Origin of the sequence: Actinacidiphila acididurans (assembly GCF_016918855.1) — a bacterium.
Lineage (GTDB): Bacteria > Actinomycetota > Actinomycetes > Streptomycetales > Streptomycetaceae > Actinacidiphila > Actinacidiphila acididurans.
The window spans coordinates 14359-37215 of sequence record NZ_JADKYB010000029.1; the positions used below are offsets into that span (position 1 = coordinate 14359).

The 22857-nt window shown below is 74.0% G+C and carries 15 protein-coding genes; 4 read left to right on the forward strand and 11 right to left on the reverse strand.

Translation table 11 applies throughout. The features are described from left to right. Positions 1–34: 34 nt before the first annotated feature. Both ITX44_RS35895 and ITX44_RS35900 read right to left on the reverse strand, forming a co-directional pair. Positions 35–1300 (reverse strand): cytochrome P450, encoded by a 1266-nt coding sequence (locus ITX44_RS35895; protein ID WP_205363347.1) that lies wholly within the window; start codon positions 1298–1300, stop codon positions 35–37. 134 nt (positions 1301–1434) lie between these two features. Continuing rightward, positions 1435–2721, reverse strand: a complete 1287-nt coding sequence (locus tag ITX44_RS35900; RefSeq protein ID WP_205363348.1) for an MFS transporter — start codon at positions 2719–2721, stop codon at positions 1435–1437. Between the two features lie 325 nt (positions 2722–3046). Here ITX44_RS35900 and ITX44_RS35905 point away from each other — a divergent pair, with 325 nt between their 5' ends. Further along, positions 3047–4333, forward strand: coding sequence for a class-III pyridoxal-phosphate-dependent aminotransferase (locus tag ITX44_RS35905; protein WP_205363349.1), 1287 nt, complete (start codon positions 3047–3049; stop codon positions 4331–4333). A 438-nt stretch (positions 4334–4771) separates the two neighbouring features. On the opposite strand, the gene ITX44_RS35910 is transcribed toward ITX44_RS35905, so the two are convergent. The 7 genes from ITX44_RS35910 to ITX44_RS35940 all read right to left on the reverse strand — a co-directional run bounded on the left by ITX44_RS35910 (position 4772) and on the right by ITX44_RS35940 (position 14652). After that, the gene (locus tag ITX44_RS35910) at positions 4772–8101 is read right to left on the reverse strand and encodes a DUF4135 domain-containing protein (RefSeq protein ID WP_205363350.1); all 3330 of its coding nucleotides are present in this window, start codon (positions 8099–8101) and stop codon (positions 4772–4774) included. Positions 8102–8126: 25 nt separating this feature from the next. Next, entirely contained in the window at positions 8127–8933 is an 807-nt protein-coding gene (locus ITX44_RS35915; RefSeq protein ID WP_205363351.1) for a DUF6229 family protein, read from the reverse strand. Positions 8934–9542: 609 nt separating this feature from the next. Continuing rightward, positions 9543–9827 (reverse strand): dsRBD fold-containing protein, encoded by a 285-nt coding sequence (locus tag ITX44_RS35920; RefSeq protein WP_205363353.1) that lies wholly within the window; start codon positions 9825–9827, stop codon positions 9543–9545. A gap of 292 nt (positions 9828–10119) precedes the next feature. After that, positions 10120–11163: a chitinase gene (locus ITX44_RS35925; RefSeq protein WP_372441082.1), complete on the reverse strand. Its 1044-nt coding sequence runs from the start codon at positions 11161–11163 to the stop codon at positions 10120–10122. Between the two features lie 148 nt (positions 11164–11311). Beyond that, positions 11312–12493 (reverse strand): thiolase family protein, encoded by a 1182-nt coding sequence (locus tag ITX44_RS35930; RefSeq protein WP_205363358.1) that lies wholly within the window; start codon positions 12491–12493, stop codon positions 11312–11314. Positions 12494–12645: 152 nt separating this feature from the next. Further along, positions 12646–13635 (reverse strand): lysylphosphatidylglycerol synthase transmembrane domain-containing protein, encoded by a 990-nt coding sequence (locus tag ITX44_RS35935; RefSeq protein ID WP_205363360.1) that lies wholly within the window; start codon positions 13633–13635, stop codon positions 12646–12648. Between the two features lie 399 nt (positions 13636–14034). Next, positions 14035–14652 (reverse strand): hypothetical protein, encoded by a 618-nt coding sequence (locus ITX44_RS35940; protein ID WP_205363362.1) that lies wholly within the window; start codon positions 14650–14652, stop codon positions 14035–14037. 418 nt (positions 14653–15070) lie between these two features. Here ITX44_RS35940 and adhE point away from each other — a divergent pair, with 418 nt between their 5' ends. Together adhE and ITX44_RS35950 are read left to right on the forward strand one after the other, a co-directional pair. Then, entirely contained in the window at positions 15071–17806 is a 2736-nt protein-coding gene (adhE, locus tag ITX44_RS35945; RefSeq protein WP_205363364.1) for a bifunctional acetaldehyde-CoA/alcohol dehydrogenase, read from the forward strand. Between the two features lie 4 nt (positions 17807–17810). After that, positions 17811–18443: an FAD-dependent oxidoreductase gene (locus tag ITX44_RS35950; protein WP_205363367.1), complete on the forward strand. Its 633-nt coding sequence runs from the start codon at positions 17811–17813 to the stop codon at positions 18441–18443. 136 nt (positions 18444–18579) lie between these two features. Here the strand turns inward: ITX44_RS35950 and ITX44_RS35955 are convergent, their stop codons facing one another. Together ITX44_RS35955 and ITX44_RS35960 are read right to left on the reverse strand one after the other, a co-directional pair. Then, a complete protein-coding gene (locus ITX44_RS35955) occupies positions 18580–19476 on the reverse strand; it encodes a hypothetical protein (RefSeq protein ID WP_205363369.1) in 897 nt (298 codons plus the stop codon). Between the two features lie 134 nt (positions 19477–19610). Then, on the reverse strand, positions 19611–21143 hold the full coding sequence (locus tag ITX44_RS35960; protein ID WP_205363371.1) for a Na+/H+ antiporter: 1533 nt from the start codon (positions 21141–21143) through the stop codon (positions 19611–19613). Positions 21144–21483: 340 nt separating this feature from the next. Between ITX44_RS35960 and ITX44_RS35965 the strand changes: the two genes are divergently transcribed. Then, the gene (locus ITX44_RS35965; RefSeq protein WP_205363373.1) at positions 21484–22851 is read left to right on the forward strand and encodes a condensation domain-containing protein; all 1368 of its coding nucleotides are present in this window, start codon (positions 21484–21486) and stop codon (positions 22849–22851) included. Positions 22852–22857 lie beyond the last annotated feature (6 nt).

The following is a 22857-nucleotide window of genomic DNA, read 5'->3' on the forward strand; positions in this document are numbered from 1 at the left end:
GGAGCGGCCACGGCCCGTACGGCCCGACGGCGGATCAGGAAACCGTCACCGGCAGGTCCTCGTAACCGCGGACCACGAAACCCCGGCGGACCGGGGGGCCGGCCAGGGCGAGGCGGGGGAAGCGGCTCAGGAGCGCGGGGAAGAACAACTCGGCCTCCAGGCGGGCCAGGGGGGCGCCGACGCAGTAGTGGGCGCCGCCGCTGAAGGACAGGACCGAGGTGCCCTCGCGGGTGATGTCGAAGACGTCGGGGTCGGGGAACTGCTCGGGGTCGCGGTGGGCCGCGCCGGTCAGCGCGAAGACCGTGCTCCACTGCGGCACCGGCTCGCCGCCCACCTCGGCGCCGTCACCCGCGATCCGCACGATGACGTGGGTCGGCGAGTCGTACCGCAGCACCTCGCTGACCGCGCCCTCGGCGAGCGAGGGGTCGGCGCGCAGCAGATCCGCCTGCTCGGGGTGGTCGAGGAAGGCGAGCAGGCCGTTGGAGAGCAGGCCGACGGTGGTGTCGACGCCGGCGCCGAACAGCAGGATGATCATCCGCAGCAGTTCGGTCTCGGTCATGCCCGAGCCGCCCTGGCCGGGGTCGCCGGCCGCGTCCGCGGTGGCGATCAGGTCGGAGATGATGTCCGCGCGCGGCTCCCGCCGGCGCTGGGCGATCAGGTCCTCGAAGTAGGCGTTGAGCTGCCGGGCCCCGTCGTCGGCGCGGGCGAGCTTGTCCTGCCCGACGCCTACCTCGACGACCTGCATCACCTCGGAGACCGGGTCGTGCAGCACCTTCCAGTCCTGCTCCGGTATGCCGATCAGGGTGCCGACGACCGCGATCGGCAGGGTCTCGGCGAGCAGGGCGTAGGCGTTCACGGCCGTGCCGTCCGCGGCCTCGTCGGCCAGCCGGTCCAGCGCCCGGTCCACCAGGCGGCCGATGTCCTCGCGCATCAGGGCCACCCGGCGCGGGGTGAAGGACCGGTTGACCAGGCGGCGCAGCCGGGAGTGCTCCGGCGGGTCCTTGAACAGGATGGTCTCGATGTTCTGCACCACCGCCGGGTGCTGGCGCCAGCCGGGGGACGCCTTGTCCATCCAGGACTCGCTCTGCGCGAGCAGGGCGGGGTTGCGGGTCAGCGCGGCGCAGTCGGCGTACCGGGTGAGGAACACCCGGCCGCCCTCGGCCCGGTGTACGGGGGCGGTCTCGCGCAGCGCGCGGTAGAGCGGGTAGGGGTCGGCCCTGGCCTCCTCGGAGGTGAACAACTGCTTGACCAGGTCGGATGCCGCCGAGGAGTCGGCGGCGGGCACGCTGTGCTCGGTCACTGCGCCTCCCTGTTGCGGGACCGGGGCCTGGGCCGGGGCCCTGTGGCTCGGCCGGGGCGCGGTCCCTGTCGCGGGGTGGGGGTGGATCGGTTGCGGGGTGGGGACGGGGGTGCGGTCGGGTGGGGTCGGTCGGGTCATACGGGGACGCCGGCCGGCCGCGGTACGGCGGGCGCGTCGAGCCGGCGCAACGCGGAACGGCCCTGCAGCCACACGGCGGTGATCCCGTACAGGACGGAACCGATGACGAGCGGGGTGACCGGGCCCAGGCGGTCGGCGAGCAGGCCGAAGACGGCCGGGGCGGTCCACTTCAGGCCGGAGCCGAGCAGCAGCATGGCGTTGCCGGCCTGGCCCTGGAGGTGATGGGGCGTCAGTTCGTAGGCCCGGGTGAGCAGGACGACGTTGACCGGGACGATGGCGCACACCGACACCGCGCCGGCCACGCCGATCAGCAGTGGGGTGGGGGCCAGCACCATCGCCACCGGGCAGGGCACCATCAGCCAGGACGCGAACAGCACCAGCCGGCGCCCGGACCAGCGCTCGATGATCCGGGGGGCGGTGAGCGCGCCCAGCAGGCCGCCGACGGAGAAGGTGGCGGTGATGGTGCCGATCGCGGACGGGCCGGCGCCCCGGTGCCGGGCGAGGACGACGACCAGCAGCATCATGCCGGTCGCGATCGCGTTGATCACCGCCGCCCAGCCGGCCACCACCCGCAGGTAGCGGTCGCCGCTGACGAAGCGCAGGCCCGCGGTCAGCCGGCGGCGCCCCTCGCCAGGAGCCGGCGCGGGGCGGCCGGCCGCGGGTTCGGGGTCGACGGGGCCGCGTACCAGGGCCGCGGCGAGGGCGGCGACACCGAAGGACAGCGCGTCCAGGGCGAAGGGGAGAGTACGGGCGACCGTGTAGAGCGCTCCCCCGGCCGGCGGTCCGACCACCGCCGCCGCCTGGTCGCGGGCCTGGGTACGGGCCAGCGCCTGGGACAGCTGCGGGGCCGGCACGACCCGCCGTACCGCGCCGCGGGAGGCGCCGATGTAGAACGCCGAGGCGGCCCCTTCGAGGGCGCCGGCCGCGACCAGGTGGACGAGGTGGATCTGCCCGGCGGCCACCGCGAGGGCGACACTGCCCAGGGCGACCAGCTGCGTCAGGGAAGCGGCCACCATCACCCGGCGGCGCGGCAGCCGGTCGGCGGCGGTGCCCGCGGGCAGCAGCGCGGCCAGCATCGCGATCAGCTCGGCGCTGCCCACCAGGCCGGCCCGGGCGGCCGAGCCGGTCACGGCCAGCACCAGCAGTGGATAGGCCAGCTCGGACAGTTCGTTGCCGAGCGCGGATATCGCCTGCCCGGACCACAGAAGGGCGAAATCCCGGTTACGGCCGAGCGGCGGCGGGGATTTCCCGGAAACCGCGGTTTCGGGGTCGCCTTCTGTCATGACGGAACATGCCTGCCTTCCCGCGGAGACGGCCGGGTGCCCGAGCGAACCGGATTGGGAGTATGGCACGGCGGCCCGGCACCGGAAAAGAGTGCATTCCGGCAGTGCGCGACGGGATGGACGGCGGTTGTGCGCTCGGCTAGCGTCGGTGGCCGGTTCCGGTGACCGGCCTTGGCGGAACGATTTCCGCACGCCCTCGCGCGGCCGTCCGCGATGCCCGGCGCGCTCGCGTTCCGGGCCGGTTTTCCGGGCACAGGTTCTGTGACCGGCTTCGGTGACCGGCAATTTGCCGGCCGCTTCCGGCAACCCGCCAGAAAGGCAGGGTATGGATATCCAGACGATCGATCCCGTCGCGGCGTACCGGCAGGCAGTGAATCCGTTCCGGGCCGACGTGATCGCCGGCCGGGGGTGGCCCGAGCTGTTCCGCGAGGCCACCGGTACGTATCTGACCGACGCCGACGGGCGGCGCTACCTGGACATGATCGCGCAGAACGGCGGGGCGCTGCTGGGCCACCGGCATCCGCGGGTGGTGGCGGCGCTCAGCGAGGTCATCGCGGGCGGCAGTCCGTTCATCGTGCCGCTCGGCCTGCCGGGTGCTGCCGGTCCGCTGGCGGTGCGGCTGTGCGAGCTTGCCGGTGCGGCGCTGGAGCGGGTCTACTTCTGCACCGGCGGCAGCGAGGCGGTGGAGAACGCCATGAAGTTCGCCATGGCGGCCACCGGGCGGCAGGGGTTCGTCTCCTTCGGGCGGGGCTTCCACGGTTTCACTCCGGGGCCGCTGCCGATGGCCGGGCACGACTACTGGCGGCTGCCGCTGGCCGGTGCCGAGTGGACGCACGGCGACTACCGCCAGGTGCCGTTCGGCGATGTGGCCGCCTTGGAGGCGGCGCTGGCCGCCAACGATGTGGCGGCGGTGTTCGTGGAGCCGGTGCAGGGGCTCGGCGGCGCCCGCGCCTGGGAGCCGGAGGCGCTGGCCGCGGTCGGCAGGGTCTGCGCCGCGCACGGCACCCTGCTGGTGGCCGACGAGATCCTGACCGGGATCGGCCGCACCGGCGACTGGTTCGGCTTCCAGGAGTCCGGTGTCGCCCCCGACATGGTGACCGTCTCCAAGGGGCTGAGCGGCGGGATGGTGCCGGTGGCCGCGCTGCTGATGACCGAGGCGGTGCACCGCGCGGTGTACTCCTCGCCGGGCCGCGCCTACATCCACAACTCCACCTTCGAGGGCCACCTGCTGGGCATGACCGCCGGGCTGACCGTGCTCGACGTGATCCAGGAGGAGGGGCTGCTGGAGCACACCCGCGACATCGGCGCACTGCTGCGGGCGGAGCTGGAGAAGCTGGTCGCCGAGGACATCGGGGTGCGCGCGGTACGCGGCCGTGGGCTGCTGCTGGCCGTACGGATCGCGGGGCTGACCGACCCCGACGCCCCCGACGGCGCCGCGGCCTGCGTGGACCTCCTGGTCCGCCGGGGCGTGCTGCTGGAATCCGCCGCCCACGACCAGAGCTGGCTGCGGCTGACCCCCGCGCTGACCCTGACCCCGCAGGGCGTCGCCGAGTTCACGGGTGCGCTACGGGACAGTGCTCTGGAGCTGGCCGCCCGGCGCGCGGGCGGCTGATCCCTGCTGCGGCTTGTGCGGACCCGTGTCCATGGGCGCGCCGATGCGGGCGCGCCCATGGGTGGGGGTTTCGGCCTCGGCCGTCATCGCGGCCCAGCGCGCGGCCGCCATGGCGGCCGGTAACGGTCGTGCTCGATGCCGACCCCTGCGGAGCGTGACCGGCGTCGGAGGGGAGTCGGCCGGTCATGCGGTCCGCGGTGGCCGATGGTCCGGCCGTCACATCGAGGGCGCCGGGGGGCACTTGGGTAGCCCGGAGTTCACCGCGGACTGCTGCTCGATGTCCTCCTCGCTCGTCGTGTCGAGCGAGCCGGGCCATGGGTCACGGCGCGGGCGGGCGGCTGCTCCTGGGCGCCGCACTCGCAACCCGCGTCCATGGGCGCGCCAATCCGGACGCGTCCATGGGTACGGGTTTTGGCGGCGGGTCGGGGTGCGGGTGCGTCAGGGGGCCGGTGCCAGCAGCAGGGGGGCTGGCACGCGGTGGGCCGGGTGCATGCGCAGCAGGGTCGTCACCGTCCCGGCCAGGCCGTTCATCAGGCCGGGGGCGGTGGCGGCCACTGTGTCGAGGCCGGGGCGCGGCGCGGCGGCCAGGAGGTCGAGAAGGCGGGTGTCCCGGTCCTCGGGTGGGCCGTCGAGGCCGGTCCGGCGGGCGGCGGCGCCGAGTTCCCACATCCCGGGGGCGCCGTGGCACAGGGTACGGCCGGTCGCGGGCAGGTCGTCGAGGGCCGCCCGGACCACGGCCGCCAGCACGGGGTCACCGGTGCGCCCGTAGAGGTCGGCGGCGGCCAGTGCGGTGCCGGTCCGGCCGCGGCACCAGCCGGCACCGGGCGAAGGGGCGTCGGCGGCCTCGGCGAAGGCGGTACGGGCGGCCTGCCGCCAGGGATCGGCGTCCGCGCCCGCCGCGCCGGACAGGGCCAACCGGTAGCGGGCCCAGGCGGTCGCGGGCAGGCCGCCGTCCGGGGCCGCGCCGGGCCGGTCGGCCAGGGTGCGGCCGATGTCCGCCGCGAGCGCGGCCCAGGCGGGGTCGCCGGCTGCCTCGCTCAGTTCCAGCAGGGGCACCACGACGCCGGCCCAGCCGTCCAGCCCTGACGTGCCGTCCGGATCGGCGGGCCGCTGGCCGAAGGCGCCGCGCAGCCCGGCCGCGGCCGTCGCGGCCCGCTCCAGATACGCATCGCGGTCGGCCGGACTGGTCCCGGCCGTCCCGGCGAGCGCGAGCCAGGCCCAGACCCGCCCGCCGAGCCCGCGCAGGCCGCCCGGTCGGCGGGCCGGTCGCGCGTCGAGCCGCCGCAGCGCGGTCAGCGCCCCCCGCAGGGTCTCGTCCAGGCCGGGCACCGGATCGGCCCGCCCGGCGCGCGCCTCGGCAGCGTATCCGGCCAGGCCCACCACGACTCCTGCCTGCCCGGTGTAGGCGTCGGCGCCCAGCGGCCCGACCGACCAGCCGGCCTCCGTCAGCACCGGCCCGAGCCAGGTGACGGACCCGTCCGCCCCCCTGACCGCCGCGTCCAGCAGCGCCCGTACGGCAGTGGCGGCGAGCGCCCGCCGCCGTGCCTCGTCGCGCGGCGCCAGGACCGGCTGTTCGGCGGAGCCCGGCAGTGACGGTGCCAGGGCCAGGTGCGGCGCGCGGGAAACGGGCGGCCCGGCGGGGGGCGGCACGGCCGCGTTCCCGGCCGGGCGTAGGGGCACGGGCCGCGTGGCGCCCGGCGCGCCGTGCGGGTGCGGGGCAGCGGGAGGCGTTACGGCCGCGGTCCCGGCAGGGCGCAGGGGCACAGGCGGCGCAGCACTCGGCGCGGGGTGAGCATGCGGGTCGGCGGGAGGCGGCACGGCCGCAGTGCCGGCCGGGCGTAGGGGCACAGGCGGCGTGGCGCCCCGTGCGCCGTGGGGGTGCGGGTCGGCGGAAGGCGTTACGGCCGCGGTCCCGGCAGGGCGCAGGGGCACAGGCGGCGTGGCGCCCGGCGCGCCGTGGGGGTCCGGGGCAGCCGGAGACGTTACGGCCGCAGTCCCGGCAGGGCGCAGGGGCACAGGCGGCGTGGCGCCCGGCGCGCCGTGGGGGTGCGGGGCAGCGGTGGACGGCACGGCTGCAGTCCCGGCAGGGCGTACAGGTACAGGCCGCGTGGCGCCCGGCGCGCGGTGGGCGTGCGGGTCGGCAGGGGCCGGTACAGCGGCCGTCCCGGCAGCCCGTACGGGTGCGAGCGGCGCGGTGTCGGGCGCGCGGTGGGCGTGCGGGTCGGCGTAGACGCCGGGGAGGGCCCAGCGGATGAAGCCGGCCTCGCGGTTCAGGTCGGCGGCGCGCCAGTCGGCGACGGCGGCGGTCAGCCGGTCGGGGGTGAGCAGGCCGGTGTAGACGGGGGTGTCGCCGGTGAGGAGTTCGGCGATCTCCGCGTCGATGGTGGCGGCGTCGGCCGGGGCGATGGGATTGGCGCGGGCGTGCCGCAGCAGGGCGGCGCGGGCGTGGCCGACGGCGGACGGTTCGTCGTGCAGCGCGGCGGGGTGCCAGAGCATGTGGCCGACGTCGCCGTACACCTGGGTGGAGCGGCGCACCTGGCGGATCTCGGCGCCCAGGAACGGCTTGAGCAGGGGCGTCAGGCCCCCTTCGGCGTCCAGGGCGCGCAGGTGGGCGCTGAGATCGGCGAAGCCGGCGGCGATGTGCTCCCAGAACCGCTCGGGTTCGGGGGCGGCGCTGGGGTGGTTGCCGGACAGCGGCAGCCGGCCCTCGCGCTCCTCCAGGCGGGCGCCGTCGGTGCCGCGGCCCGCGACCACGGGCACGCGTACCCGCGGCTGTTCGTCCGGCAGCCGGCCGGCGGCCGACAGGTCCACGCCCGACAGCAGGCCCACCCGCATCGGCAGGATGCCGACCCGCGGCACCGCGCGGCGCATGATCCGTTCGGCTTCCGCGGCGGCGGTGCGGCCGGGATACGGTTCCGCGGCCGCGGGGGTGCCGGAGAACCCGGCGAACCCGGAGAACATCGTCTCGGCGTCCACCACCACGGGCACCGGGCCGTCGGCGACGATGTTGCCGCCGTGCAGGTCGGTGCCGCCGACCAGGCGCATCACGGCCAGCCAGTGGCCCAGGTTGCGGTAGAAGGCGGCGAGTTCGGCGTCGTCGGCGCAGTACCGGTGGGTGACGAAGGAGGTCCAGCCGTAGCCGTCGCCGATCGCCACCGCGGGCGTACGGATGCGGTCCGGCCCGGGCAGCAGCGCGGCCAGGACCGCGTCGAGCGCGGCGTCGATCTCCATCGGCCGCGGCTTGTACATCACGGTGCCGCCGGCGAAGTCGAGCCGGGCCACGGTGTGGCCGCCGCGGTGCGGATCGCCGCGGCCGAGGGCCAGGTCCCGCAGCGGCCCGGCGGGTCCGCCGAGCAGGGCGTCGAGGGCCGGCCGGTCGGCGGCCAGCCGTTCGGCCAGCGCGCCGACCGCCGCCACGTGATGGCGGGCACCCGTCTCCAGCCGGGCCCGCAGGGTCGGGTAGCGCAGTTCCAGCCTGCGCCGGAACTCCGCGCCGGAGGCCAGGTCCACGAAGGCCTGCCACCGGTCCGCCGGGTCCAGCCCGGCCAGTTCGCCCCCACGGGAGGCGGCATGCAGTTCCAGCAGGAACATCCGGCTCAGCCGGGACTCCACCACTGTCACCAGATGCCGCCAACCGCGCTCGGCGATCACCGCGGCGTCCTGCTCCCCGAGCCCGGTGACCCCGTTGACCCGGTCCTCGAGCCGGCGCTCCCACTCCCGGCTCATCCCCTCGACGGGCCCCCGGAACAGCCCCTCCTCCCCCTGCACCGCCCGCGGCTCCCCTCGCCTTGTCTCAGCGCCCGACCAGGTCCCGCACGGCCTCGGTGGTGACCATGGTGTCCACCAGGGCTTCGGTCGTCACAAAGGTGTCGACCAGCGCCTCGGTCGTCACCAAGGAGTCGCGCATGGCCTCCGTGGTGACAAAGGCGTCGGACAGCGCCTCCGTCGTCACCAAAGTGTCCCGCAGCGCTTCGGTCGTGACCATGGTGTCGGCGACGGCTTCCGTGGTCACGAAGGAGTCCGCCAGGGCCTCGGTCGTCACAAAGGAGTCGGCCAGCGCCTCGGTGGTCACGAAGGAGTCCGCCAGAGCTTCGGTGGTCACGAAGGTGTCGGCGAGCGCCTCGGTGGTGACCAGGGAGTCGCGGACGGCCTCGGTCGTCACAAAGGCGTCGGACAGCGCCTCGGTCGTCACCAGGCTGTCGCGGACGGCCTCGGTGGTGACCATGGCGTCGGCGACGGCCTCGGTGGTGACGTAGGCGTCGCGCACCGCCTCGGTCGTCACGAGCGCGTCGCGCACGGCCTCCGTGGTGACGAAGGAGTCGCGCACCGCCTCGGTCGTCACGAGCCCGTCACGGACGGCCTCGGTGGTCACCAGGGAGTCGCGTGCGGCCTCGGTCGTCACAAAGGCGTCGGACAGCGCCTCGGTCGTGACGAGGGAATCCGAAAGCCGTTCCGTGGTGACGAGGAAATCCGTGACCGCGGGCGAGTCGGCGAAGGTGGGGCCGGTGAAGAGGGGGCCGGCCGGATTGTCGATTCCGGCGGAGGCCGACGCGCCGGAGAGCCAGGCGTCGACAATTCTGTCGGGGGTTCGATTGGTCATTGCGCTGCCTTCCGTGACGGGCTTTCGGATGAGGATGAGTTCCTGAAAGTCACGCGGGGACCACAAAATCCACCCGGAATTAACCTGCGGCAGCAACCGCTCGTCCGAACAGATCGTGATCCGGCAGGTGCGGAAAGATGTGCAGGAATTGCAGAGTCGCAGTCGTGCACTGTATCAGCGCTCGGTTTGAGCCGGAAGAAGCAACCGATGGTATCCACAGGGAATTACGGCGAATTCCGGCCGCCACGGCGGGTGGGCGGTGGGGTTTCGGACGCCTGGTGCGACTCCCGGGACGCGGCGGTGCGCGGGTGCGGTACGGGCGGCCGGGCGCGTCGGCCGAGGCACGGGCCCCGGGCCCGCAAGAAGTGACGCGGGGACGCAAGCGGAATGCGGGGCGGCGGTGCGTGGAGGGGCAGCGGCGGGCCGGGCCGTATCTTGTCGCGATTTCGCCTACCGCGGGCGGCCGTTCCCGGGGTGCCGGGGTCCCGGAGCCACTGGGGGACGGCGGGGGCACGACGCGGCCGCCGTACCCCGGGCAGGGGTGCGGCGGCCGATGACGGGCCGGGCCGATGCCCGCTGTTCACTCCGCGGACGGGCCCGGAGCCGTGCCTAGAATTCGGCGTCCTTCGCGTTGGCGGCGGCGTCGGTCGTACCGGCGCGCAGGAGCTGCTTGCCGAGATCCAGCAGGGCGCGCCCGGCGGCGTACTCGTCGCCGATGTCGGGGGCCGGCGGGTCGTGCGGGTTGCGGTGCGCGCTGGTGTGGCAGACGAGGGTCGTGGCTCCGGTGTCGAGGGTGGCGTCCACCCCGGTGGAGTCCAGGTCCTCCTCGACGATGTCCAGTCTCAGGGTCCACGTCTTGGTACGGGCGGGCGCCGTGGCGTTCTGCTGCGTCATGACGGCTGGCCCCCTTCCTTGTGTTTCCTTGCTCCCGGCGGGTGCGCCCCGGCTCGTGCTCCCCGGGGCGCGCCCTGAGGGTTGGTCCCCGCAATCCGTCCGTGCGGGTCTCCGTGTGCTTCCGTGCCTACCTGCTTGTGTGTGATGTCGTGTGGTTCGCCGCCGTCCTCGGTGTGGTTCTCGGATGGGCGTTCCGTACGGTTCGTCCCCGCACGGGTCTCCCTTTCCAGCATCTCTCGGGTCATGCCGCGGCGTCACCGGGAAGCCGGACCGGAGACGGCGGAGGAACGGTTCAGCGGCCCTGGAGGGCTCTGACGTTGTCGCCGAAGGTCCAGTTCTTCGAGCCGTCCCAGTTGAGGGACCAGGTCATCAGGCCCTTGAGGGAGCCGTGGTAGGTGTTCCAGGCCTGGCCGACCAGGCCGGTCGACATGTAGCCGCCGCCGGCGCCGGGCTGCGCGGGCAGGCCCGGGACCTGCTTGTCGTACGGGACCTTCACGGTGGTGCCCTGCACGACCAGGCCCTTGTTGAGGCAGTCGGTCTGCGCGGTGAAGCCGGCCACGGTGCCGGCCTGGTAGGAGTCGCCGGAGCAGCCGTACATGCTGCCGTTGTAGTACTGCATGTCGAGCCACCACAGGCGGCCGTTGTCGGCGTACTTCTTCACGATCGGCAGGTAGGCACCCCAGATGGAGCCGTAGGTGATGCTGCCGCCGGTGACGTAGGCGGTCTCCGGGGCCATGGTCAGACCGAAGCCGGCGGGCATCTGGGACAGGACGCCGTCGATGATGCGTTCCAGGTTGGCCTGCGAGGTGGACAGCGTGTTGATGTTGCCGCTGCCGACCAGGCCGGTCTCGATGTCGATGTCGATGCCGTCGAAGTTGTACCGCTTGAGGATCGGCACGATGGTGGCGACGAAGCGGTCGGCGACGGCGCTGGAGCTCAGGTCGATGCCGGCCGCGGCGCCGCCGATGGACATCAGGACGGTGGCGCCGGCCGCCTTGGCCTGGCACATCTCGGTGGGCGTGGCGACCTTCACGCCGGTGTCCATGCCGTCCTGCCACTCGACGGTGCCGTCGGAGAGGATCACGGGGAAGGCGGCATTGATGACGTTGTAGCCGTGGGCGGCGATACGGCTGTCGGTGATCGGGATCCAGCCGAGCCCGGGGTGGACGCCGTTGGCCGCGCCGTCCCAGTTCTCCCAGTAGCCCTGGAGGACCTTGCCGGCAGGCCGGGATTTGAGCGCGCAGGTGGTGTCCGCGTGGGCGGCCGAGGTGAACGGGATCTGCGCGAGGAAGGCGAGGGCCAGTCCGGCTCCGAGCAGCCGTAACCCGCGGGCGATCGTACGAGCTGACCTACGACCGGTCATAGGTGGTGCTCCCTTCTCGGTCCCCGAGCCTGTGGGGGTGGTCATGACAACTCATGACCACATGGCCCGGTTGGGTCGATGGAAGCGCGGCCCCGATGACGCGTCAATAGGTCTGGACCAATCAGAGGGCTTCCAGAATCGTCGCGTTGGCCAGGCCGCCCGCCTCGCACATGGTCTGCAGGGCCCAGCGGGCGCCGCGCTGCCGCATGGCGTGGACGAGGGTGGTCATCAGGCGGGTGCCGCTGGCGCCCAGCGGGTGACCGAGGGCGATCGCGCCGCCGTTGACGTTGACCCGCTCGGGGTCGGCGCCGGTCTCCTGGAGCCAGGCGAGCACGACGGCGGCGAACGCCTCGTTGACCTCGAAGAGGTCGATGTCGGCGAGGCCGAGACCGGCCCGGCGCAGCACCTTCTCGGTGGCCGGGACGATCCCGGTGAGCATCAGGAGCGGGTCGCTGCCGGTGGCGGCGAAGCTGTGCAGCCGGGCCAGCGGGCGCAGCCCCAGCCGGGCGGCGGTCTCGCTGCTCGTGATCAGTACGGCGGAGGCGCCGTCGTTGACCGGGCTGGAGTTGCCGGCCGTGACCGACCACTCGATCTGCGGGAAGCGGGCGGCGAAGCCGGGGTCCTCGAAGGCGGGCCGCAGCCCGGCCAGCGCCTCGGGGGTGGTGGCCGGACGCACCGACTCGTCCAGGCGTACCGTGCCGCCCTCCGTCCGTACGGGCGCGGTCTCGGCGTCGAAGGCGCCGGCCTGGCGGGCCGCGACGGCCTTGGCGTGCGAGCCGACCGCGAACAGGTCCATCGCCTCGCGGCCGAGCGAGTACTTGGCCGCGATGAGTTCGGCACTGACGCCCTGCGGGACCAGGCCGTCCGGGAAGCGGGCGGCGACCCCCGGACCGAACGGGTCGGCGCCGGGCGGCACGTTGGACCACATCGGCACCCGGCTCATCGATTCCACACCGCAGGCCACCACCAGGTCGTACGCGCCCGCGATCACGCCCTGCGCGGCGAAGTGCACGGCCTGCTGGGAGGAGCCGCACTGCCGGTCCACGGTCACCGCCGGGACCGTGTCCGGGAAGCCGGCAGCGAGCCAGGCGTAACGGGTGGTGTTCATCGCCTGCTCCGCGACTTGGTCCACGCAGCCGCCGATCACGTCGTCCACCTGCGCGGGGTCCACTCCACTGCGCTCGATCAGCGCCCGCAGCGTGTGGGCGAGCAGGTCCACCGGGTGGACGCCGGACAGCGCGCCGCCCGGCTTGCCCTTGCCGATCGGGGTCCGTACGGCCTCGACGATCACCGCGTCACGCATCACCGGAACCTCCGCGCCTTGGCCGGAACTCTTTCCGTCACTGTAGGCAGAGCGGGTTGGGAAACACAACTCATGAGGTGGGAAGGGTTCGGGCGGGGTCGGCGGGCTGAGCCGGGGGTTGAAGGGCTGGGCCGCGGGTCGGGGGCGGGCGGTCAGACGACCTTGCGGCGCACGAGCGCGGCCAGCACCAGGGCCGCGGGGAGCAGGGGCAGCCAGGCGCTGATGATGCGGAAGCCGAGGACCGCGGAGGTGGCCGTGGTGGCGGGCGCGCCGGCCGCGACCAGGGCGAGGCCGAGGGCCGCGTCCACGGAGCCGACGCCGCCCGGGGCCGGGATGCCGGCCGCGACACAGGTGGCGGCGAGATACGCCACCGCCACGTGCCCGGCCGGCACCGGCAGCGACAGTGCGCGGCTCACCGCGATCAGGCCGGCCGCCTGGGTCGCCGGGAACGCCAGTGAGCCGCCCCACAGGGCGAGGGCTCGGGCCGGCCGCATGTGCAGTGAGCGCACGTCGGTGCGGGCGGCGGCCAGGAAGTCGCGGATGATCCGGCGCAGGGGTCGTACCAGGGCGAGGGTGAGGACAGCGGCGACGAGGGCGATCGCCGTGGCGGCGGCCAGGAAGAGGAGGGTGGTACGGCCGGGGGCGATGCCGTGCAGGTGCAGGGCGTGCGGGAAGGCGATCAGCAGCACCGCGAGGAGGGTGACGCGGCCGACGGACTCGGCTATCGAGTACAGGGCTATCGCGGCCGAGGTGCGCAGCAATGGGACTCCGCAGCCGCGCAGGAAGCGGAGGTTGACCGCGCCCGCGCCCACTCCGGCCGGGGCCAACTGGCTCGCCGCGGTGGCCGCGAACTGGGTGGCGAGCAGGCGGCAGGGCGGCAGGGGTTCGAGGATCGTGCCCTGGCGGGCCACGGCGTTGGCCACCCAGCCGAACGCTGTCGCGAGCAGGGCCGCGAACAGCCAGTAGCGGTTGGCCGCCCACAGGTCGTGGCCGCCGGAGGTGATGGTCGGCCAGTGGCCGAACGCCCATATCGCGACGCCGGCCAGGGGGACCAGGCAGATGATCGTCCGCCAGGGGAGGCGCCGCAATGCGCTGCGCTGCCAGGCCGGACCGGGCCGCGGCGGGGTCTCGGCAGTGCTCATGGCTGGGTGATCGTCCCCGCTCGTCGCGGCCGGCGGCCGGGTGGTGTCACGGGGAGCAGCGTGGTCGACCCGTACGACATTCCGGCATCCTACGCCCGAGCGGTGTGCGTCGTTCGGGTGACGGGTGGGGGTGGCTCGCGGTTCGGTGCGGGGCTGCCGTGTGGGGCTTCCGTGTGGGGGTCGGTGCCTCCGGGGTGGGGCTCCGAAATCTCATATTTACGGGCCTGGCGGCCCACAAATATAAGTCAGCATTTCGGAACCCCACCCCTCCGGCCCCTCCCGGCCGGGGCGCGTCCGGGGTCCTCGGCCGGTGCCGGACTCCGGCGTCCGGCCTCTGGCCTCAGACGTCCGGCGCCTGTCGGCTGTCGGCTGTCGGCTGTCGGCTGTCGGCTCGAAGCGCTACTGGAGCAGCCAGCGGTTGTCGCGGACGAAGGGGAGGCGGGCCCAGATCCGGCCCAGGCCCCAGGTGTTGCCGGCGTAGGAGGCGGCGAAGAGGATCATCGCCAGGGCGTAGAGGACGTGGTAGTCGATGAGCGGGTTGCTGGAGCCGGTGGGGGCGCCGGTGGTCAGGTGCTGGGCGAGCGGCCATTCGGCGGCCCACATCATGGCCATCAGGGCGGTGCCGGCGACGGCGGTGACCCGCAGGGCGACCCCGCTGATCAGGGCGAGTCCGATGCCGAGCAGGCCGAGCATGAACAGTGTGTCGGCCCAGCCGGTGCCCGCGATGGCGTGGAAGAAGGACCGCAGCGGGCCGGCCTGCACGCCGGACAGGAAGCCCTTGGTGGGCGAGCCGCCGTCGATCCAGCCCTTGCCCGAGCCGGTGGCGTAGTGCAGCCCGAAGGCCTTGTCGAGGAACGCCCAGAGGAAGACGAAGCCGAGCGTGATCCGCACGACGGCGACCGCCCGCGCGGCGAGCGGAGTCATGACGGCACCGTGCCGGGGTGCGGTCTCGGCGGCCTCCACGGCCGAGATCTCCATCATGTGGGCGCTTCGGCGGGATTCCTGGTGAACGGCCATGGCGGCCTCCGTAAGTTGTTAGGCGGTCCGAGAGGAGATCAGGACGACGTGTCTTCGTTGCCGCTTCACTGTCCCGGGCGGGCGCGGATCGGCGCTGCGGGCCGATGACCCCGGCCGGGAGGCCGAACGGCCCCTCTGCGAGGGCCCGTTGGACTGTGGCGGCGCCGTCGGCCCAACGGCCCACGTCCCAGGGCGAACGGACTCGGGCGGCGGTCCTGCCGCCGGGGCGCCGAAGCGCGGTGGAAGGGGCTGTATCGCCCACAGGGAAGGGCCGTTCGGCACTCGGGCTTCCCGGCCGGGTGCGGGCACCGTTGTGCGCAGGCGGCCATGAGGCGGTCCGGGCCAAGGCTCGGCGGACCTGCCGCACGTGCGCCGCGCACGGTGACGTACTCGCGTGCCCCCGGACGAAGGGATCGTCATGACCCAGTTGGTATCCGCTCGTGCCGCAGGCGGTGCCGGCGCTGCGGCAGGGGCCGGTGCGCCGCAGGTCGCGGCCGCCGGCACCTCCGATCTCGCCGACGCCATCGACCCGCTGGTGGCAGGCGCCGCCCGGGCGCTGGCGGCGTACGCCGACCTCACCCAGGAGCAGGTCGACCACATCGTGGCCAAGGCGTCGGTCGCCGCGCTCGACCGGCACAGCGAGCTGGCCCGCCTCGCCGTCGAGGAGACCGGCCGCGGGGTCTTCGAGGACAAGGCCGCGAAGAACATGTTCGCCTGCGAGCACGTCGCCCACAGCATGTCCAAGGTGCGGACGGTGGGCGTCATCGCACGCGACGACATCGACGACGTCGTGGAGATCGCCGAACCCGTGGGCGTGGTCGCCGCGATCACCCCGGTCACCAACCCGACGTCCACCACCGTCTTCAAGGCGCTGCTGGCGCTCAAGACCCGCAACCCCGTGATCTTCGCCTTCCATCCGGCCGCTCAGCGGTGCAGCGCCGAAGCCGCCCGAATCGTGCGGGACGCGGCCGTCGCGGCCGGTGCCCCCGCGGACTGTGTGCAGTGGATCGAGCACCCCTCACTCGCGGCCACGTCAGCCCTGATGCACCACCCCGGGGTCGCCCTGATTCTCGCGACCGGCGGCAACGCCATGGTCAAGGCCGCTTACTCGACCGGCAAGCCCGCGGTCGGAGTCGGTGCCGGCAATGTGCCGGCGTACGTGCACCGCAGCGCCGACCTGCGTCGCGCCGTCCACGACCTGGTGCTGTCCAAGTCGTTCGACAACGGCATGATCTGCGCCTCGGAGCAGGCCGTCATCCTGGACGGGGCCGTGTACGAGGAGGCGCTGGCGCTGTTCGGCCACCTGCACGCCCACCGGGCCACGCCGGCGGAGAAGCGAAAGCTGGAGGCCTACCTCTTCCCGCCCGCCGCGGACGGCACTCCCGGTGGAAGGGTCAACCCGGCCGCGGTCGGCCGCAGCCCGGCGTGGATCGCCCGGCAGGCCGGGTTCACCGTGCCGGCCGGGACCTCGGTCATCCTCGCCGAAGCCGACCGCGTCGGCCGTACCGAGCCGCTGACCCGCGAAAAGCTGTGCCCCGTCCTGGCCGTACTGCGGGCGGACACCACCGAGCAGGGCTTCGACCTCGCCACCGAGATGGTCGCCTTCCACGGCCAGGGGCACACCGCCGTCATCCACACCGGCGACCGACAGGTGGCCGAAGCGTACGGCAAGCGCATGCAGACCGTGCGCGTCATCGTCAACGCGCCCTCCTCCCAGGGCGCCATCGGCGGCATCTACAACCACCTCGTGCCGTCACTGACCCTGGGCTGCGGCTCCTGGGGCCACACCTCGGTGTCCGACAACGTCTCCACCGCGCAGTTGCTGAACATCAAGCGGGTCACCACCCGCCAGAACAACCTCCAGTGGTTCAAGGTCCCGCCGAAGATCTACTTCGAACCGCAGGCCATCCGCTACCTGGCCAGCATGCCGGACGTCCACCGCGTCACCGTCGTCACGGACGCCACCATGACCCGGCTCGGCTACATCGACAGGATCACCCGCGTCCTGCGCCGCCGCCCCGATCCCGTCACCGTCCAGATCATCGACGACGTACAGCCCGAGCCCGCCATCGACGCGGTACGGCGCGGCGCGGCTCTCATGCGTGACTTCCGGCCCGACACGATCATCGCCGTCGGCGGCGGCTCCCCGATGGACGCCGCCAAGGTGATGTGGCTGCTGTACGAACAGCCCGGCATCGACTTCGGCGACATGCGGCAGAAATTCTCCGACATCCGCAAACGCGCCTTCCGGTTCCCGGCGCTGGGCGAGCGGGCCCGGCTGGTGTGCGTCCCCACCACGTCGGGCACCGGCGCGGAGGTCACTCCGTTCGCCGTCATCTCCGACCCGGCGACCGGCAGGAAGTACCCGCTCGCCGACTACGCGCTGACGCCCAGCGTGGCCATCGTGGACCCGCTGCTGACCGCGGACCTGCCGCCGGCCATCGCCGCCGACAGCGGCTTCGACGCCCTCACCCACGCCACCGAGGCGTACGTGTCGGTCTACGCCAACGACTTCACCGACGGACTCGCCCGGCACGCCGTCAAGCTGATCTTCGACAACCTCGAAGCGGCCGTCAACGACCGCGAGGCCAGCCCCGTCGCCCGCGAGAAGGTGCACAACGCCGCGACGATCGCCGGCATGGCGTTCGGCAACTCCTTCCTCGGCATCGTCCACGCCATGGCCCACACCCTGGGCGCCACCTTCCACCTCGCGCACGGGCGTACCAACGCCATCCTGCTGCCGCACGTCATCCGCTACAACGGCACCGTGCCGGCCAAGCTCACCGGCTGGCCCAAGTACGAGACCTACCGGGCGCCCGAGCGGTTCCAGGACCTCGCCCGCATGCTGGGGCTGCCCGCCGCCACGCCCGCGGAAGGCGTCGCCTCCTACGCCGCCGCCGTCGAACGGCTGCGGGACGCGGTTCACATCGAAGGGTCGTTCAAGGCGGCCGGCGTCGACGAGCAGGCATTCCTCGCCGCCCTCCCCGAGCAGGCCCTGAGCGCCTTCGACGACCAGTGCGCGCCCGCCAACCCCCGCATGCCGATGCTCGACGACATGCGCGAGTTGATGCGCGCCGCGTACTACGGCGCCGCACCCGGCGCGTCGGCGCCCGTCCCGCCCACCGGCGTGACGCCGCAGCCCGCTGGAGAGTGACCTCATGGACAGGCACATCGTCGTCCTCGGCGGCGGAGCCGCCGGCACCCTGGCGGCCAAACGCCTGCGCTGCTACTGCGACAGCCCGGACGTCTCCGTCCTGATCGTCGACGGCACGCGCACCCCGGGGACCGTACCGCTGGCCGCCGCCGACCGGTACGGGCCGCAGGCACTGCGACTCCCGGAGCACCTGTACCTGCGCGACGGCATCGACGTCCGGCACGTCGAGGTCGCCGCCGTCGACCTCGCCCGCGCCGAGGTGTGCCTGCGCGACGGCACGACCGTCCCGTACGACGTCCTGGTGGTCGCCACCGGCACGCCGTCCGCGGCGGACGGCGCCGGCAGCAAGGGGGCCGGGTACGTGACCCGCTGCGGCGGCCCGGTCGACGGCCTCGGGCCGGTGCGCGTCGATCCCGCGACCCGCCGGTCCCGCACCGATCCGCTGGTGTACGCCATCGACGCGGCCGTCGGCGAGCAGCACCCGACCGGCCAAGTGCTGCATGCGCAGGCCGAGCGGCTCGCTCGCAGCGTCCGCGGCTACCTCGCGGGGAACCCGTCCCCGCCGAAGCGAGCAGCCGTCCCACCTCGCCGCGGCGGCAAGGGCACGCACATGGGTCCTTCGCTGCCGGCCCCATGAAACGGCCGCGCGCCGTCGGCCCCGGGCCTGACGGCCGCGCTCGGCCAACGCTGTACGCGCCGACTGCGCCGCGCGGCCTTCCCACGACCAGGAGCACATGTGAACAGACGGAAACGCCGGGAAGAAACGGCCCCTGTCAGAGCTCGGGGGCTGCCAGGAGACCGAGGGTGGCGAGGTCTTCCAGGGGTTCGGAGATGCTGCAGGTGCCGTAGGCGGTGAAGAGGGTGCGGAGGTGGGTGGTACGGGTGGGGGTGAGGGCGTGGAGGGCGGTGGTGAGGGGGGTGCCGGAGTGGGTGGCGAGGAGGGTGGCCGGGTCGGTGGTGGTGAAGCCGCAGGCGGCGGCCGTGGCGGCGAGGATGTTGAGGAAGCCGTGGTGGGTGAAGCCGGTGGTGGGGTCGGTGTGGCGGACGGCGTGGTGGAGGCCGGCGGTGCACTTGAAGGGGAGGGTGCGGGTGGCGCAGCCGGTGAGGAAGGCGGCGAGCTCGGGGACGTCGGGGAAGGCTTGTGCGTCGAGGCCGCCGGTGCGGTACTTGGCCCGGTACGGCGTGGCGGCCACCGTGTCCAGGGCGGCGTCGAGGCCGGGGCCCCGGCGGATTTCGACCACGCCGGGTACGTCGTCGGGCAGTTCCCGGTCGAGGGCGGCGCAGCTGTGCTCGGCCGCTTCGGCGGGGGTGGCGGCCGGGCCGGGGCCCAGTTCGACGCCGGCCAGCCGCAGGGCGGGCCAGGCGGCCAACTCGGCCAGGGCGGGGCCGAGCGCGTCCGGTCCCTCCCGTACGACCAGGACGATGTCGAGCCGGTCGGTGGCGGCCGCTCCCACGTCGGCCAGCTTGTCCGCGCCGACCAGGAACGGCCCGACCAGCGGGGCGTACCAGGCGGCCCGGTGCAGCCGGTGGGCCGGCACGGCGTCCTTCACGGCCGCGTTGCCGGGCGGGAACAGCGCCGCGTCGTCGCACAGCCCGGCCAGCAGCCCCGGTACCCCGGGTTCCGGCACGACCGCGGCACTGCGGCCCTCGGCAATCGGGTCACGTTCCACCCTCGGATCGTAATCCCGGATCTCCCCCGCCCCCACCCTTTTCCGGCCGCCTTCCGAGCCGCCGAACCCCGCCGGACGGCGAACCCTCGCCCCTCCCCCGCCCCGGCAGGACTCACCCCCCGGACGGCGAACCCTCACCCGTCCCCCAGCCCCGCTTCCTCCCTGTCCAGGTCGTGCTGGAGGCGGCGGCGGGTGGTGTCGCTGATCGCGTGGGTGTCGTAGAGGCGGCGCAGTTCGGTGGTCTGGATGGCGATGACCTCGCGGCGGAGGTCGCGGTAGGTGGGGGTGAGGGGGTCGTCGGGGGTGCTGTCGAGGCGGGCGGTGAGGGTGTGGCGGAGGCGGTCGAGGGCGGGGCGGGGGTGGGTTTCGAGGGTGGTGAGGAGGTCGACGTGGGCGAGGGCGGCGCGGGTGAGGGCGGTGCGGGCGGTGGATTCCTCGCGGGCGGTGTGCTCGGGTTCGAGGGCGAGGCCGGACCGGTTGACCAGGGGGGACAGAGTGAGGCCCTGGACGACGAGGGTGAGGACGACGACGGCGGTGGTGAGGACGAGGACGAGCTCGCGGCCGGGCAGGGGGGTGCCGCCGTGGGTGGTCAGGGGGATGGACAGGGCGGCGGCGAGCGGCATGACGCCGCGGGTGCCGGCCCAGGTGATCACGCCGGCCGCGCGCCAGGAGGCGGGACCTTCGGCGGGGCGGACGGCGGCCGACAGGGGCAGCATCCAGGCGATGCGCAGGGCGATCAGGGCGGCGGCCACGGCGAGGGCCTGGAGCGGCCAGTTCCCGGTGCCGGGGGGAAGGTCGCGGACCAGGGTGGGCAGTTCCAGCCCGACGATCGCGAAGACCACGCTCTCCAGCAGGAAGACGACCACCGCGTAAACCGCGGAGAGCTGGAGCCGGATGCGGGCGTCGGTGAGCCGGTGGCCGGAGGTGCCGAGGACGACGCCGGCGACGACCACCGCGGTCACCCCGGAGGTGTGCGCCGATTCGGCGAGGACGTAGGCGGCGTAGGGGGTGACCAGCGCGATCACGGTCTCCAGGACGGGATCGGTGGTGCGCCGCCGGATCAGGGCGACGAGGCCGGCGACCGCGGCGCCCAGCGCGGTGCCGCCGCCGGCCAGCAGCGCGAACTCGCCGGCCGCGTGGCCCACGCCGACCGTGCCGCCGGCCACCGCGGCGGCGATCGCGACCTTGAACAGTACGAGTGAGGTCGCGTCGTTGAACAGGCTCTCGGCCTGGATCAGCACCTGTACGCGGCCGGGCAGCGCCAGCCGGCGGCCGAGCGCGGAGACCGCGACGGGATCGGTGCTGGCCAGCACCGCGCCCAGAACGAACGCCATGGCGCCGGACAGGGGGGTGACCGCCGCCGCGAGCACGCCGACCGCGGCGGCGGAGGCGAGGACCAGGCCGAGGGCGAGGACGGTGACCGGGCGCCATACGGTCCGCAGGTCGCGCGGCGAGAGCTCCTCGGCGGAGGCGTACAGCAGTGGGGGCAGCACCACCAGGGCGATGGTCTGCGGGGGGATGCGGATCGCGGGGGTGCCCGGGATCGCGGCGGCCGCCACTCCGGCGAGGACCAGCAGCGAGGGTGCGGGGATGCGGCGGTTGCGGGCGAACGCCGCGACTGCCGTGGCCAGTATCACCAGGAGGAGAACGGTCCCCACCGCACGCATCGAGTCCCCAGTCGTCTCGGGAGCGCCGCTGCGGGTCGCAGCGATCCGTCCCCCGTGCCGACCAGACTTCCCGGCTCACCATCTGCAGGTTAACGGTCCTTTGACGGCTGCCGCCACTCGCCGACGGAGGGGACGGGCGTAGTACGGGGTCGGCGCCGCCCTTACGCGCCCGGCCGCGGCGGTCGGGGGGCCGGTGCTACGGGCGGGCGAGCGCGGCCACCGTCGTCCGGCGTACTCGGCCTCGGCAGGGGCGACCCGCGCGGTGGGGGGACGGCATACTTCCGGTCACCGCCTCGGGCAGGCGGGGCGCGAAGTCCCGGTTCCACGCGAGGAGTTGCCGATGAGCGAGTCGCACGAGCTGGATCTGCTGGACCTGCCGGTCTCCGCCGGGCGCGCCGGGCGGGGCCCGGCGACCTGGGGGCAGCAGGCGATCTGGGACGCGGTGTCGGTACTCGGCGAGGACGCCCCCCGCTACAACGTGTCGGTGGGATTCCCGCTGGACCCGGCGTATCCGCGGGCGGCGGTCCTGGCGGCGCTGGCCCGGGCGGCGGGGCACCACGAGGCGCTGCGCACCCGGATGGTGCCGGGGGCGGACGGCGAGCTGACACAGGTGCTGGACGCCTCGGGGCACTTTCCGGTGGTGATCCGCCGGTGCGCCGCCGAGGAGAGCGCGACGGTGGGCGACGCGCTGCTGGCGGAGCTGGCGAGCCAGGCGTTCGACTGCGCGGAGCAGTGGCCGCTGCGGATCGGGCTGGTGGAGGCGGACGGGCTGGTCAGGCACTACGCGATGGTGCTGTCCCACACGGCGGCCGACGGCGGGGGCCTGCGCCGGCTGGCCCGGGACGTGGTGATGCTGCTGGCGGCGGGTACCGGGAACGCCGGCCTGCCCCCGGCGACCCAGCCGCTGGACCTGGCCGCGTACCAGGTCTCGGAGCGGGGGCGGCGCCGGGACGAGGCCGCGCGCCGGCACTGGCGGAGCAGGCTCGGCGACGGCCCGCGTGCCCTGTTCGCGCCGCGCGTCCCGCGCGATCCGCAGGCGCTGTTCCCGAACGCCTGCCTGCGCTCGCCCGCGCTGCTGCGCTCGGTGGACCATGTGGCGGCGGCCCGCGGGGTGAGCGGTTCGTCGGTGCTGCTGGCCGCGGCGACGCAGCAGATCGGCCGGCTGTCCGGAGCGCCGGACGTGCTGCTCCAGGTGGTGGTGAACAACCGTTTCCTGCCGGGGATGGCGCAGACGGTGACCACGCTGGCCCAGGAGGGGCTGTTCCACCTGCGGTCGGTGGAGCAGGACTTCGGGGCACTGGTGGGGCGGGTGCACGCCGGGGCGCTGGGCACGTACCGGCATGCCTCGTACGACAAGCGGCTGCTGGACCGGGACATCGAGGAACTGCGCGGCGAACTGCCGGACCTGGCCGACCACTCGTGCTTCTTCAACGACACGCGTGAGCCCGCGCTGTTCCGGCCCCCGGCGCCGGCCGGCAGTCCGGTGCCGCTGTCCCGCGCCCGCGAGCAGACCACGCTGACCTGGCCGGTGGAGTTCCCGCCGCGCCACAACCTCACCTTCGCCATGGACGTCTACGACGCGCCCGGCGCGGTGGAGCTGCTGATGACCGCGGACAGCTCGCTGATGCCGCGCGCGGACATGGAGGCGTTCCTGCGCGGCATCGAGGACACGGTGGTGACGGACGCGCTGGCCACCGGCTGCCGCTGACCGCGC